Annotated in this window: 15 protein-coding genes and 1 riboswitch; of the genes, 6 read left to right on the top strand and 9 right to left on the bottom strand. The window is 52.5% G+C overall.

The window, feature by feature from the left end; all coding sequences use genetic code 11:
* Positions 1-43: 43 nt before the first annotated feature.
* From D3A97_RS07135 to thiS, 6 genes are all read right to left on the bottom strand, one after another.
* The gene (locus tag D3A97_RS07135) at positions 44-817 is read right to left on the bottom strand and encodes a thiazole synthase (RefSeq protein ID WP_119077691.1); all 774 of its coding nucleotides are present in this window, start codon (positions 815-817) and stop codon (positions 44-46) included.
* On the bottom strand, positions 805-1,425 hold the full coding sequence (locus D3A97_RS07130) for a thiamine phosphate synthase (protein WP_119077690.1): 621 nt from the start codon (positions 1,423-1,425) through the stop codon (positions 805-807). The genes D3A97_RS07135 and D3A97_RS07130 overlap by 13 nt, the downstream gene beginning before the upstream one ends.
* A gap of 4 nt (positions 1,426-1,429) precedes the next feature.
* On the bottom strand, positions 1,430-2,254 hold the full coding sequence (locus D3A97_RS07125) for a hydroxymethylpyrimidine/phosphomethylpyrimidine kinase (protein WP_119077689.1): 825 nt from the start codon (positions 2,252-2,254) through the stop codon (positions 1,430-1,432).
* Positions 2,236-2,901, bottom strand: coding sequence for a thiamine phosphate synthase (locus D3A97_RS07120; protein ID WP_119077688.1), 666 nt, complete (start codon positions 2,899-2,901; stop codon positions 2,236-2,238). The genes D3A97_RS07125 and D3A97_RS07120 overlap by 19 nt, the downstream gene beginning before the upstream one ends.
* Positions 2,898-4,604: a phosphomethylpyrimidine synthase ThiC gene (thiC, locus tag D3A97_RS07115; protein WP_119077687.1), complete on the bottom strand. Its 1,707-nt coding sequence runs from the start codon at positions 4,602-4,604 to the stop codon at positions 2,898-2,900. The genes D3A97_RS07120 and thiC overlap by 4 nt, the downstream gene beginning before the upstream one ends.
* A 91-nt stretch (positions 4,605-4,695) precedes the next feature.
* Positions 4,696-4,899, bottom strand: a complete 204-nt coding sequence (thiS, locus tag D3A97_RS25340; RefSeq protein WP_119077686.1) for a sulfur carrier protein ThiS — start codon at positions 4,897-4,899, stop codon at positions 4,696-4,698.
* Positions 4,900-4,949: 50 nt separating this feature from the next.
* A riboswitch (TPP riboswitch) is annotated at positions 4,950-5,050 on the bottom strand.
* A gap of 92 nt (positions 5,051-5,142) precedes the next feature.
* On the opposite strand from thiS, the gene D3A97_RS07105 reads away from it, so the two are divergent.
* Complete coding sequence (locus D3A97_RS07105) at positions 5,143-5,628, top strand: lipocalin-like domain-containing protein (RefSeq protein WP_157986394.1); 486 nt, start codon at positions 5,143-5,145, stop codon at positions 5,626-5,628.
* A gap of 107 nt (positions 5,629-5,735) precedes the next feature.
* Here D3A97_RS07105 and D3A97_RS07100 read toward each other — a convergent pair whose 3' ends face one another.
* From D3A97_RS07100 to dnaN, 3 genes are all read right to left on the bottom strand, one after another.
* Positions 5,736-5,990, bottom strand: coding sequence for a hypothetical protein (locus D3A97_RS07100; RefSeq protein WP_157986393.1), 255 nt, complete (start codon positions 5,988-5,990; stop codon positions 5,736-5,738).
* A gap of 37 nt (positions 5,991-6,027) precedes the next feature.
* A complete protein-coding gene (locus D3A97_RS07095; protein WP_119077683.1) occupies positions 6,028-6,858 on the bottom strand; it encodes a sterol desaturase family protein in 831 nt (276 codons plus the stop codon).
* A 365-nt stretch (positions 6,859-7,223) separates the two neighbouring features.
* On the bottom strand, positions 7,224-8,342 hold the full coding sequence (dnaN, locus tag D3A97_RS07090) for a DNA polymerase III subunit beta (protein WP_119077682.1): 1,119 nt from the start codon (positions 8,340-8,342) through the stop codon (positions 7,224-7,226).
* A gap of 289 nt (positions 8,343-8,631) precedes the next feature.
* On the opposite strand from dnaN, the gene D3A97_RS07085 reads away from it, so the two are divergent.
* From D3A97_RS07085 to D3A97_RS07065, 5 genes are all read left to right on the top strand, one after another.
* Positions 8,632-9,891, top strand: a complete 1,260-nt coding sequence (locus tag D3A97_RS07085; protein ID WP_119077681.1) for a pyridoxal phosphate-dependent aminotransferase — start codon at positions 8,632-8,634, stop codon at positions 9,889-9,891.
* A gap of 681 nt (positions 9,892-10,572) precedes the next feature.
* Positions 10,573-11,181, top strand: coding sequence for a TetR/AcrR family transcriptional regulator (locus D3A97_RS07080; RefSeq protein ID WP_119077680.1), 609 nt, complete (start codon positions 10,573-10,575; stop codon positions 11,179-11,181).
* Positions 11,182-11,185: 4 nt separating this feature from the next.
* Positions 11,186-11,794 carry a TetR/AcrR family transcriptional regulator gene (locus tag D3A97_RS07075; protein WP_119077679.1) on the top strand — a complete coding sequence of 203 codons (609 nt, stop codon included), beginning with the start codon at positions 11,186-11,188 and terminating at the stop codon, positions 11,792-11,794.
* 27 nt (positions 11,795-11,821) lie between these two features.
* On the top strand, positions 11,822-13,180 hold the full coding sequence (locus D3A97_RS07070; RefSeq protein ID WP_119077678.1) for a TolC family protein: 1,359 nt from the start codon (positions 11,822-11,824) through the stop codon (positions 13,178-13,180).
* Between the two features lie 8 nt (positions 13,181-13,188).
* A complete protein-coding gene (locus tag D3A97_RS07065) occupies positions 13,189-14,253 on the top strand; it encodes an efflux RND transporter periplasmic adaptor subunit (RefSeq protein ID WP_119078472.1) in 1,065 nt (354 codons plus the stop codon).
* Positions 14,254-14,278: the final 25 nt, after the last annotated feature.

Here is a 14,278-nt window from a genome sequence, read left to right as displayed (position 1 = left end):
GTCAGCAATCTGAAGGTGCTGCACCTGAATGGCCGGCTTCCCTTTATTCATCCAGAAAAGCCAGCAAGGGGCTGCTGGCATGCGCCCCCCGGCTTTGGCCGGGCAGCCCGGCCTCAAAAGCCGCTCTTCCCGCCGCCACCGCATCGCGGAAAGCGGCGGCCATCTGCACAGGCTGGCCGGCCACCGCAATGGCGGTATTCACCAACACCGCATCAGCACCCATCTCCATGGCCAGCGCAGCGTGAGAGGGGGCGCCAATGCCGGCGTCTACAACAACCGGTACCTTGCTTTGGGCAATAATGATCTCCAGGAAGTCTTGCGTACGCAAACCGCGGTTGCTGCCTATGGGCGCCCCCAAGGGCATTACCGCGGCGGCGCCCGCTTCTTCCAGCCGTTTGCAAAGCACCGGGTCCGCGTGAACGTAAGGCAACACCACAAAACCCAGCCTTACCAGTTCTGCCGTGGCCTGCAGCGTTTCTACCGGGTCTGGCAGCAGGTACCTGGGGTCAGGGTGTATTTCCAGTTTGATCCAGTTGGTTTCCATGGCCTCCCGCGCCAGCTGCGCGGCAAAAACGGCTTCAGAGGCCGTGCGTACGCCAGATGTGTTGGGCAGCAAGCGGATGTGCGGATGGCGCAGGTGTGCCAGCATGTTGTGCTGGCCGGGGGCTTTGGTATCTACCCGTTTGAGGGCCACTGTTACCAGCCCGGAGCCGGAAGCCAGTATGGCCTCTTCCATCTGCTGACTGCTGCCGAATTTGCCGGTGCCGGTAAACAGGCGGCTGCTGAACACCGTGCCTGCTATGGTTAATTGTTGCATGATAAAGCGAGTTTGATTTTTTGCACCATTGCTTTTTTGTCTGCCGCGTGCGTGATCAGGCCTGATACCGCAACACCATGTATGCCTGTGCTCATCAGCGCGGCAATGTCTTCCAGCAAGATGCCGCCAATGGCCAGTACGGGAATGGTAATGCCTTTGTTGCGCAGCGCCTGCATCAGCTGGCGGTACCCTTCAAGGCCCAGCACAGGGCTTAGTTTTTCTTTGGTGGTAGTGAAACGGTAAGGTCCGTAGCCAATGTAGTCTGCTCCTGCCGCGGCGTGGGCCAGCGCCTGCTCAGGCGTATTGGCGGTACCGCCCAGCCAGCAGCCCGGGCCTGCCAGCCTGCGGGCTTCAGGCAGGGGCGCGTCCTGAAGGCCTACATGGCTGCCATAAGCACCAATGGCGGCGGCCATGGCCGGATGATCGTTTACTGAAAGCTGCGCACCGTATTGATCGCAGATAATTTTTGCGGCGGCAGCCTGGGTGGAAATGTCACCGCTTTTTACGCGCAGTTGCACCCAGCCGCAGCCGGCCTGGCAGGCCGCACGGATATTGTCCAGGTGGGAGGCGTTGGGTGTTTGTTGGGAAATGTACAGCAGGCGTTCCATATGGTTAAGATTGATGATGATCGTTGTGTTGTGATGGTTGAATGTGGGCATTCCACGCGGCGCTCCCCGGAATCCCTTTTTCGTTTAAAACAGGTGGGTGATGCCCCAATAACGAAACATCACTTTGCAAATAACGGGCGGTGTAGGCTTTGGCTGTTCGGCAGGCCTCTTCCAGCCCGCAACCCAGCGCCAGTGCGGCGGTAATGGCGGCAGACAGTACACAGCCGGAGCCATGCTTCGGGTAAACAGGTGGCGGCCCCGGCTCAAATTCCGTATAGCCGGTGCTGTTATATAGCGTATCCCATCCTTCTTTTCCCGGCCGGTGGCCGCCCTTCAGCAGCACGGCGCAATAAGCCGCCATTTGTTGCGCCGCCTGTTCTCCGCTGGCGTGGCCGGTAATGGCCATTGCCTCTTCATAATTGGGCGTGAGCAGCAGAAGGCTGGGTAATATGGTTTCCCATTGCTGCGCCGTGGCGCTGTGGAAAACGTAGCCGGAGGAAGCCTTCAGCACCGGGTCCAGCACAAACTGCAAACCTGGCCTGGCAGCTTGCAGCATGGGCAGCACCTGCAGCAAAATGGCGGGATGTTCTACAATGCCGATCTTGCAATACTGCACCGGGAACCTGGTGAGCAGCGGCAGCGCCTGCTCCACGATCTTTTCCGCTCCCAGCCATTCTACGGAAAGCAGGGTGTTGTCTGTTTGCACGGTCAATGCCGTACATACGCCGAAGCCGGTAATGCCGTGCGCTTCAAATGTTTTGATGTCTGCCAGCAAGCCGGCTCCCCCGGAAGGGTCAAGGCCGGCCAGGCTCATAACGAATGGTCCCATAACGATTGAATGAGCTGATAATTTTTAACCGCCGTTGCGGGGTTCTGCCAGATGGCTCCCAGTAATGCCGCACCATGAAAGCCCATCGCCCTTGCGCGCGCAATGTTAGAAGCATTGATGCCGCCTATGGCGATGCAATTGGGTGGAATGGTGGTGAATAGATGTCCTTTCCCGCTGTACCCCTGTTTTGAAATACTGTCAAACACCGGTCCCAGCAACAGGTATTGCCATGCCGTACCGGGACTTTCAGGGGTGTGAACGGAGGTGCTGAGCAGGAGGTGATGATAGCGGGTCGGCAAGCAGGCAACCGGCGCGTCATAGCGCCAGTCACTGCTACATGCTTCCGAAGGCGCAAGTGAGGCCAGGGAGAAGAGTTTCAGCACATCCTCCCGCATCAGACCACTCATCGTTCCCCTCATGCCTTCACTCATATGAAACCCCTTCACGGGATACCTTTCCAGCAGTTCCGGGTAGGCAGTGATCATCACCTTTGAATGGTCTTGCAAACCATCCAGCAACCCGGCATACTCTTGTAACGGCCATCCCGGTTTGCGGAGCAGCAGCGTTACCGGGCCGGCGGCGGCCAGCTCGTTGAGGTATTTCGTTTCTTCAGGTACCCGCTGCGGCGATGTGACGATCCAGATCATGAGTATATCTCCCCGCCTGTTGCCTGAAAACGTTCCGCCTGCTGGGCCATGCCCGCCGCTCTCACCTCCTGCGATATTTTCATGGAGCAGAAATGAGGCCCGCACATGGAGCAGAAGTGCGCAATTTTTGCGCCGTCGGCCGGGAGCGTTTCATCATGAAAACTGCGGGCGGTGTCAGGGTCAAGCGAAAGGTTGAACTGGTCTTCCCAGCGGAACTCGAAGCGGGCCTTGCTCAGCGCATCATCCCGCTGTTGCGCGCCGGGGTGGCCTTTGGCAAGGTCTGCCGCATGGGCGGCTATCTTGTAGGTGATCACACCTGTTTTTACATCTTCGCGGTTAGGCAGGCCCAGGTGTTCCTTTGGCGTTACATAACAGAGCATGGCCGTACCGAACCAGCCTATCATGGCGGCGCCGATGGCGGACGTAATATGATCATACCCCGGGGCAATGTCTGTGGTGAGCGGGCCCAGCGTGTAGAAGGGCGCCTCATGGCAATGCGCCAGCTGTTTGTCCATATTCTCGCGGATCAGGTGCATGGGCACATGGCCCGGTCCTTCGATCATTACCTGTACATTGTGCCGCCAGGCTATTTTGGTCAGTTCCCCCAATGTTTCCAGTTCCGCAAACTGCGCTTCATCATTGGCGTCCGCAATGGAGCCTGGCCGCAGGCCGTCTCCGAGGGAAAAAGCCACGTCGTACGCCTTCATGATCTCGCAGATATCCTCAAAATGTGTGTAGAGAAAGTTTTCCCGGTGATGGGCCAGGCACCACCTGGCCATGATAGAACCGCCGCGGGATACAATGCCCGTAGTGCGTTTGGCGGTGAGCGGCACATAGCGCAGCAGCACGCCCGCGTGAATGGTAAAATAATCTACCCCCTGCTCCGCCTGTTCTATCAGCGTATCGCGGAAGAGCTCCCAGGTAAGGGCTTCCGCCTTGCCGTTCACTTTTTCCAGCGCCTGGTAAATGGGCACGGTGCCTACCGGTACGGGGCAGTTGCGGATGATCCATTCCCGCGTTTCATGAATGTTTTTGCCGGTGCTCAGGTCCATGATGGTATCTGCGCCCCAGCGGCAGGCCCATACGGCCTTTTCCACCTCTTCCTCAATGCCGGAGGTAACGGCGGAGTTGCCGATGTTGGCATTGATCTTTACGAGGAAGTTGCGCCCGATGATCATAGGCTCCGCCTCCGGATGGTTAATGTTGGAGGGGATGATGGCGCGCCCTGCGGCTACTTCCTGCCGTACAAACTCCGGCGTGATGGGACGGGAATGGCTTGTGGAGCGCTGGTTCTCCCGGACGGCGATGTATTCCATTTCCGGTGTTATGATGCCCTGGCGGGCGTAGTGCAGCTGGGTAACATTATGGCCCGGCGCGGCTTTAAGCGGCAGGTGCTGGTGTTGGAAGCCATTTTGCTGCGGGGTGGAAAAAGCAGGCAGTTCCGCCACGTTGTTGCGCCCGCGTACCCAGGCCTCCCGCAGGCGGGGCAGGCCCTTGCGTACGTCTATGGCAATGGCAGGGTCTGTATACGGACCGCTGGTATCATATACGGTTACCGGGGCATTGGTTTCTTTTGTCCCCTCCAGGCGTGTATCCGTTAACGTTATTTCACGCATGGCCACCTGTATGTTGTGCATGGGGCCGTGAACATAAATTTTTTTTGATGCCGGCAGCGGCGTGCGGCTGATGGTGTTGTTTTGCATGATACAGTTTTTTAGATGCTCCGGGAACAGGCATGGCAATGCCCTGCACCCACCGGGAGCTGACAGGAAGATGTTTTTTTTCAGGATGGCCTTAACCGCCCTGTGTGGCCTGAATGATCATGACCTGGTCTGACGGGCATAGCATGGTGGCCGGCCAATCCGGCCGCGGTACCACCCTGCGGTTAACGGCAACTGCAATGCCTCTCGTTGTCGGGAGCTGAATAAACTGTAAGAGTGTAGCAACGGTTGTTTCCGGCTGCACAGCATAAAGTTTATTGTTTACAAGCACTTCCATGTTTGCAGGAGTTTAGGTGAACAATAAACTTTAAGGATGTAGATGAGAAGGAGTTCAGTATTACTTTTCCCTACGGCAGTGCGAACTGCATCAGGTACTGAGGGTATCATCTCAGTTTCTCCACATGGGAGAAACACCCCTAAAGTGATACAAATGTAGGGCGCAGAACTTCAAATTCCAAATAAGCGGTGTTTAGCATTATCTTTGATAAGAAGAAAGATGCCCTTTAACAAAAGATCCTGTATGAAAAAAAATGGCCTGTTTGCCGGTTGGTTGCTGTTGATGGCAGCATGCCAGGCGCCGGTACCGAAGGAGGCGCAAAAAGACAGTGTAGCCGTTACTGATAGTACCGGCGGAGTAGATACGCTGCCCGCTGATTCCGTTATCGTAATGGCAGACACCGCCGTGGTGGTAGATGCTACATTGATGCCCGGCAAGTGGCTGCAGCCTGTACAGGGGATAGACAGCGTTATGCAGGGTTTTACGCTGAAAAAGAACGGCAAGGCGGAATCTGTGAACATGCACAGCCGGTTGTATGACAAATGGAATCTGCAGCAAGACACGCTGCTGCTCTGGAGCCATGCCGAAGGGGTAAAAGACACGCTGCCGGTGATAGATACATTGGTGATAAAGGTGCTGAACGACACATCGCTGGTGGTATTTCCCACCAATGCGGCTCCGGGTTACCTGGAAAAATATTCGAGAAAGATGACAAGGAAAGGGAAATAAGGACATTGCAAGTTCCCCGATCCGGATTTCGGGAGGTTGCTCATAATTGGGTACGGTTATTACACCGGCACCCGAAAAGAGGAACTTGTGGAAGGCGCAGAACGCCGCTATAAATTATACTGCTGCCAGAAACCTATGGCGGTGGCAACAATTGCCAGGAAAAGACCTGCCACGGCCATTTGCAACTCGTCAATACTTTTACGGGCAATGATCAGGGAAACGATGCAAACAAAAACGCCTGCAGCGCCAAGGTAGATAGCAGCTTCTGCGGATTTGCTGATAAATGAGAATGCGGCGGTAACCACACCTACAAAAATGGAAGCAAACCCTGCAATTTTGGGCACACTAGTTGGGTGATGCATACTGAATAGAGATTATATAGTGAATAAATAATAAACGCTATTGTTGCAGGCCTGGCTGTTGGTCACGTTCCGGCACATTTTCCCAGGGAGTCTTCAGCAAGGGACCAATCTGTTGATAACGCGCATCCTGGTATTCATCCAGCCCATATTGCAGGCTGGCAGTATCTTTCACTATAACGAACGTACCAAAGAGGCGATCCCAGATAGAAAATATATTGGCATAATTGGAATCAGTTTCCGGCTGGAACCGGCTGTGGTGCACCTTGTGCATGTCTGGCGATACAATGATCCAGCTAAGGCCCTTGTCCAGCCAGCCCGGCAGGCGGATGTTGGCGTGGTTGAACTGGCTCATCAGCGCAGAGAGCGTCTGGTAGAGCATCACCATCCAGATGGGCACTCCCATGGCTACAATGGCCGCAAAGAGCGCTATGATCCTGAACACGCTTTCTACCGGGTGATGGCGCAGGGCGGTGGTGGCGTCTACTGCCGTATCTGTATGATGTATCTTATGGAAATGCCACAGCCAGGCAATTTTGTGCTGCACCCAGTGGATCAGGTATGCGCCAATGAAGTCAAGCATCAGCAACGCCAGCACGGCATGCAGCCATACCGGCAGCTTCAGCCAGTATAACAGGCCAAACTGTTCCCGGGCCGTCCATTCAGACGCTTTTACGATCAGGAAGGCGAAGCCGAGGTTCACAACAGCTGTGGTAAGGGTGAAAAAGAGGTTGGTGCCCGCATGCTTGTATTTATTGCCCCCGAACCGGAACCGGGGTATAACGCCTTCAATGAGCCACAACAATACCAGGCCGGCCACCAGCATGGCGGTACGGTAGGAAGAGGGTATATGCTCAAAAAAGTCGATCATGCGCGGATGGAATTAGTTCGTATGTACGTTGAGGTTAGTAAGTACCAGTTATGTTTCTTATGAAAATTTACGATTTTTTGCCCAATTGTGGCGGGTTTCAGCGGATTATTTGCAAACGGAAAAACAAGCACTTCATTCCGAGAATGCTTTATATATGAAGAAATAGTTAATTGTTGGAGGGATGGAGCGGGGATGCGGATGAATAGATTTTTCCTTTAATACATAAGCGGAATTAATATTTCCATGTTTTAATGTGTGGGAAGGAGCGGCATAGTGGGGGCGGAAAAAAAAGTGGGCCGGCGGGAGGTAGGGAAAAGAAAAAGGCCCCCGTGAGGGCCTTCCTGTTATATCATGTTTTGATCTGATCAATTGTTCAGCAGCAGCGGCATTACCAGCATCAGCAGGTCTTCAGATTCACCTTTTTCCACGGGCCGCAGAATGCCTGCCTTGGTGGGGGCGCTGAGATCTATGGTAATTTCATCGCCTTCTGCGGCATGCAGCATTTCTATCAGGAACTTTGCATTGAAAGCGATCTGCATGTCTTCCCCGCTGTACTGGCAGCTCATACGTTCATTGCCTTCAAAAGAAAAGTCAACGTCCTGCGCGGAAAGCTGCAGTTCGGCGCCGCTGATGTTGAGGGCCACCTGGTTGGTGCTCTTGTTGGCAAACACGCTCACACGTTTCAGGCCGTTCTGGAAGTCGTTTTTCACCAGGGTGAGGCGGTAAGGGTTTTCCTTCGGGATCACCACTTTATAGTCAGGGAAGCGGGCGTCTATCAGGCGGCAGATCATCTGCGCATTGTCGTGAGACACAAAGAAGTGGTTGCCGCTGTAAGATATTTTGATTTCGCTGTCGTTATCAGGGATGGCTGCCTTGAGCAGGTTCAGGGGCTTTTTGGGCACAATGAAGCTGTCTGGCTGCGGGCATTTCACATCTGTACGGATGTATTTCACCAGGCGGTGCGCATCGGTAGCTACAAACGTGATATTGTCAGGGTGCAGTTCGAAGAACACACCGGTCATCTGCGGACGGAGGTCGTCATTACTTACGGCAAACAATGTTTTGTTGATGGCGGTCACCAGTGCGGTGGCGGTCATGGTGAAGCTGGTAGCGTCTTCCGCGGCCGGCTCTTTCGGGAAATTCTCCGGGTTTTCTCCCATCACCTTGTATTTACCGTTGTCTGAAGTGATCTCAACAGCAAAGGAATTGAGGTCTATGTTAAAAGTGAGCGGCTGGTCCGGCAGGTTCTTCAGGGAATCCATCAGTATCTTGGCAGGTATGCAGATGCGGCCGCTTTCTTTTGCCTCTACCTCCAGCTTTACCTTCATAACGGTTTCCAGGTCGGTAGCAATTACGGTGAGCTCGTTCTTGTCGATCATGAAAAGGAAATCTTCCAGGATGGGCAATACCGTGTTCGAGTTAATCACACCGCTGATCTGCTGTAATTGTTTCAATAAAGTAGAGGAAGAAACGATAAACTTCATAAGGTTACTTAATAATTGTTGCAAATGTAAGGCAAACAAAGATAGAAAGTTTTGTCAATCATCTTCCGCTGCTTTTCCACAACTTACCCGCAGCCCTGTTCGCATTATCACAAAAGATAATGCTTGTTAAAAATGCAGTATTGCTATGGATTTTTGAACAAAATCACAGTATTTTGGGATTGTATTGAAAATATTGAAAACAATATGGCTATTCTTTTAAATTATTAATAAAACGGTTAGTTTTGCGGGCGCAAAAAACATCATTCATTAAAACAAAAAACTGGGGTTTATGAAACTGTCTCATTTAGCCGAAACGCTGATAGGTTCCGAAATTATCAAATTGGCCGGAGAGATAAAGGAAAAGCAGGCTAAGGGTGAAAAGATCTACAATTTCACCATCGGTGACTTTGACCCCAAGGTGTTCCCCATCCCTGCGGAATTTGAGAACGAGATCATACAGGCATACCGGGATAAATACACCAATTACCCGCCGGCAGATGGTATTGCCGAACTGCGTAAAGCGGTGGGCGGGTTCATTGCCGAGCGCGAAGGACTGAACTACGATCCCAACAGCGAGATCGTGATATCCTGCGGCGGCCGTCCTATCATCTACGCAACTTACCGTACTATTGTAGACCGTGGCGAGAAAGTGATCTACGCTACCCCGTCATGGAACAACAACCACTACACCCACTTCATGGAAGGCGAGCACGTGGTGCTGGAAGCAAAGGCGGAAAACGATTTTATGCCTACCGCCGCGGAACTGAAGCCGCTGTTGAAAGGTGCTACCCTGCTGGCGCTGTGCTCTCCGCAGAACCCCACCGGTACCACCTTCGGCAAAAAACAACTGGAAGATATCTGTGATATGGTGCTGGAAGAGAACAAGAGCCGTGCCGCTGGCGAAAAGCCGCTGTACGTGCTGTTTGACCAGATGTATTGGGTACTCACCTTTGGTGACACGCAGCACTACAACCCCGTTTCCCTTCGCCCGGAAATGAAAGACTACACCGTGTTCATTGACGGTATGAGCAAAGCCTTTGCCGGTACCGGGGTGCGCGTTGGCTGGGCGCTGGGCCCCAAACACGTTATGTCAAAAATGAAGGCCATCCTTTCTCACGTAGGCGCATGGAGCCCCATGGCAGAGCAGAAGGCTGCCGCCAAATACCTGGTGCAGAAAGAGGCCGTAAATAAATACCTGGCCCATTTTAAAGGTGAAGTGGAAGAAAGGCTGGTGAAGATCTACGAAGGGTTTGACGCGCTGAAGAAAGCGGGTCACCAGGTAGACGCCATTGCTCCCCAGGCCGCCATTTACCTCACCATCAAACTGGACCTGGCCGGCAAGAAAACGGCCGACGGCAAGGAGCTGGCAGACCAGGCCGCCGTTACCTCCTACATCCTGGATGAAGCAAAACTGGCCGTAGTACCTTTCTACGCATTTGGCTCCGCCAGAAACTCTCCCTGGTACCGCCTGAGCGTGGGCACTTGCGTAAAGGAAGAAATTCCGGCTATGCTGGCTGCCTTGAAAGCGGCGCTGGAGAAACTGAAATAATACAGGAAGCGTATCATAATATAGCGGGTTCGCCATGGCGGGCCCGCTTTTTTTATGGGGTATACGCAGGGGGTATAGATGTTGTATTTAACGTATCGAGGCCATGCCGGAAGGTAGAAATGCCGTCTTCTCCCGCTTTTTTTGCGCTCGGGGACCGTGATTTTTCGCTATAAAAAGGGCCATTTTCTAATGCAGATGCCTGCATCGCCGCAAAAAAGCCATTCATTTACAGCCTCATTTAGCTATCCAACGCTCAAAGTAATAGCGTGGCCCCAAACAGCTGTATAATGCCGGAATGGCGCCAAAACTATATTATTGGTGTTTTTACACATAATGAAAAAGAGAGAAGGCTGAGATAAATAAATTGTGTTTAAATACCAATAAATTGATTATAAATAAATTATGGGCATAACCCTTTTTTGGCAAAACAGAGGAAACCCCGGTCTTTTTGCATTGCTCCCTCAACGCTATCTTCCCCAAAATCCACCCCCAGGGAAACCGCACTCATCCCCCAATCCCTTCCTCCCATCAAACTCTCTGACTATCAATGCCGCCCCCGGAAACTCTTAAAACCCGCTCCGTCATAGAATCGTTAAAAAACAGTTAAATAGTCAACCGAACTTACTAAAATCAAAAATTCATTATAATTTTGACTTTGTAACTAAAAAAGTCAGAAAGTTAATGCAAGACAATCATAACAGAGACGAAATGCGTGACCGTATCATTGAAGCGGCTCTGAAAAGGTTTACTCATTATAGTGCCACCAAAACCACTATGAATGAGATAGCCGATGATCTGCATTGCTCCAAGGCCTCTTTATACTACTATTTCCCGGACAAAGGCACCCTGCACCTGGCAGTGCTCGAAAAAGCCGGGGAGGCCTACTTTACTGAACTGCAAAAAGAGGCTGACCGCGCCTCTTCCGCGCACCAGGCACTGATGGACATGATTTCCGTCCGCCATGCTTTTGTCAAGAAGTTTTGTCGCCTGGAGTTATTCAAAACATTAAAAGACAAGCAGCTAGATAGTACAGGAGAAGCCTTCCGGCAGGCCCGTGAGAGAGAAACGGCCCTCATCGCCGCCATTATCAGGGGAGGAGTGGAACGCGGCGAACTGGCCAATTGTGATGCAGACCGGATGGCCTCCTTGTACATGCTGTCTATGATGGGACTTCGTTTTGCCTTGTCAGACCGGGCGTTTACCGATGATCTCTCAGACGGGGAATTTGAAGTGGTGCGTGAATGGCAGGTACAGCTGGCAGAAATTTTCATCAAAGGATTAAAAAAATAAGGTCATGAAGGAAAGAATTTTAGAAACCGCCCTTCGCCTGTTCAGTACCTATGGCATCAAAAGCATTACCATGCAGGAAATAGCCCGCGAGTGCGGCATTTCCAAAAAAACCGTTTACGAGCATTTTGCCGATAAAACAGACCTGGTAGACGAGGTAGTGGCCTTCATGACCCAAACACATTGTAAAAAACTGGAGGAGTGCATCAGCAGTGGGAGAGACGCAATTGAGGAGCTGGTGCTCTCACTCCGCCAAATAGAGCTGCAGGTAAAGAGCATCAATCCCATCCTGCTGTTTGAACTGGAAAAATATCACCCTTCCGCCTGGAAAGGCATACAGGAGTTCAAAGACAGCTTTGTGAGAAAAAGCATCCGCGAAAACCTGGAGCGCGGTATCCGCGAAGGGCTCTTCCGCAGTAATATGAACATCGATATTATTACCCACCTGCGGCTGATGCAGATAGAATCGGCCTACAACCCGCGCTACTTCCCGGCAGCGCAGTTTGACCTTCACGAGGTGATGGTGCAGGTGACCCAGCATTACATACATGGCGTGGCCACCCCGGAGGGCCACCGGCGTATTGAACAATACACCGGCGTCAAACAAACCGCATAAAACAATACGATATAACAGCTTTGTAACATGAAAAAATGGATCGTATCCTTCCTGTTCCTTACAACGGCAGGAATATTTAACGCCAACGCACAAACGAAACAGCTAAGCCTGCAAGAGGCCCTGAAGTTTGCATTGGCGCACAACCAGACCCTGGCCGTGAGCCGGCTGGAAGAAAGCATAGGCAGGCTCAAAACGGAAGAAGTACGGGCCCAAGCCCTGCCGCAGCTGAGCGCGAACGGCTCCCTGACCGATAACCTGAAGAAACAGGTAATGGTAGTGCCCGGCGAGCTCACCGGCCAGCCCGGCAAAACGTCCCTGCTGGAAGTAGGTACCACCTGGAACGCCGTGGCATCTGGTGAGGTAAACCAGCAGATCTATAACCAGAGCGTGTTTACCGGCCTGAAAGCGGCCAGGGCAGGGGAACAGTACTACAGCCTGCAAACGCAGCAGACGTCGGAGAACGTGATCTACGAAGTGTCTGGCCTGTACTACAGCCTGCTGGTGAAAAAAGAAAAAATGAACGTGCTGCAGTCCAACATAGACAAACTGACACGCCTGGTAGAGACTACCCAGAGCCAGTTTGACAACGGGCTGGCCAAAAAAATAGACCTTGACCGCATCAGGGTGAACCTGGTGAATTACCAGACGCAGCAAACACAGCTCGAAAACCAGTTGAGGGTAGACGAGAACAAACTTAAACAAAGTATGGGCATGCCGGCAGAAACCGCCGTGAGCCTGCCCCCGCTCTCACTTAGCGACATTGAACAAAAAGCCGCCGGTATTGCCGACTTCGGAACGTTTAACCTGGCCAACAGAACGGAAACGAAGATATTAGACAAAACAGAAGAATTGCAGCTGTTCCAGAAGAAGGCATACCTGGCGGAATATTTTCCCAGCCTTTCCTTTAACGGCCGCTATTCCTATAATGGCCTGAGCAACAAGTTCGACCTTTTTAACGGCAGCGGCAGCACCGCCAACTGGTTTGGCATGGCTTCCATCGGCATTACGTTGAAGATCCCCATTTTTGACGGCTTTGCCCGCCGCTCCCGCGTACAGCAGTCCAACCAGGTGCTGAAGCAGATAGACCTGCGCCAGGAGCTGAACAAGCTCAACCTCTCCACTGCGTACGAAAACTCCAGGCTCATGATGCAAAACAGCCTGAGCACCATTAAAACACAAAAGGAAAACGTAGCCCTTGCAGATGAGGTGTATGCTTCCACTCAGAATAATTACAAACTGGGGCTGGCCAGCCTGACAGACCTGCTCAACGCGGAAACCTCGCTGGCCGAAGCGCAAAACAGTTATAACGAAGCGCTGCTGCAGTACAAGCTTGCAGAGCTTGACCTCATCAAATCCAACGGTAACCTGCCATCACTCTTAAACTAATGCAAGCCATGAAGAAAGTTTTAATCTACGGCACTTTAACAATAGCGGCACTGGCTGCCATTATGTGGAAGCTGAACGCCAACAAAAAAGCGAACACCGAGAAAACGGAATTTGTAAAACAAAGCAACTCCGGAGATGTGCCGGTACTGACCGAAAAGGTGGCCCGCATTGAATTTGACCAGAAATTTTCCGTGAACGGGAACTTTGAGCCCGCCCGCGAGCTCTCCTTCCTGAGCGAAACTTCCGGCCGCATTACCAAACTGATGGTAGATGAGGGCAGCTATGTAAAACAGGGCCAGGTGATGGCGCGTATAGACGATGAGCTGCTGGGCACAGACCTGGCTTCTGCTAAAGTGAACCTGGAGCAGTTGAAAGTAGACAAGGAAAGATATGAAAGCGCGTTCAGGACCGGCGGCGTTACCCAGAAACAGATGGACGATGTGCGCCTGCAGTACGAAGTGGCCCAAACCCGCTACGATGCCGCATCCCGCCGCATCCGCGATACGCATGTGAAAGCGCCCATTTCCGGCATCATCAATGCCAAATATGTTGAGCAGGGCGCCTACCTCTCCGCCGGCACCAAAATGTTCGACATCGTAGACGTATCCCGCCTCAAGCTGCGGGTAACCGTGCCGGAGCTGCAGGTGATCCACCTGAAGCCGGGAGGCAAGGTGAACGTATCTACCAACGTATATCCCGAAACGGCCTACACCGGCAAGATCACTTTCATTGCGGCCAAAGGAGACAATACCCTGAGCTACCCGGTAGAAATGGAAGTGACCAACATCAGCGGCAAACCCCTGAAAGCCGGCATGTACGGCACCGCCAACTTTGAAATGCCGCAGCAGGCCCCGGCCATACTGGTATCCCGCACCGCTTTTGTGGGCGGCGTGAACAGCAACCAGGTGTATGTGAAAGATGGCAACACGGCCAAGCTGCGCAATGTAGTGGCCGGCCGCATCTATGGAGATAAAGTGGAGATCCGGGAAGGGCTGACAGAGGGTGAGACCGTGATCACCAGCGGCCAGATCAACCTGGTAGACGGTGCAAAGGTGACAGAACAGGAAAAGTAGGATTGCTTATACAAACTAATTGAAT

Origin of the sequence: Chitinophaga alhagiae (assembly GCF_003568665.1) — a bacterium.
Classification (GTDB): Bacteria; Bacteroidota; Bacteroidia; order Chitinophagales; family Chitinophagaceae; genus Chitinophaga; species Chitinophaga alhagiae.
Note: the sequence above shows the minus strand (reverse complement) of the source record. Positions and strands in the feature narration are given on the sequence as shown.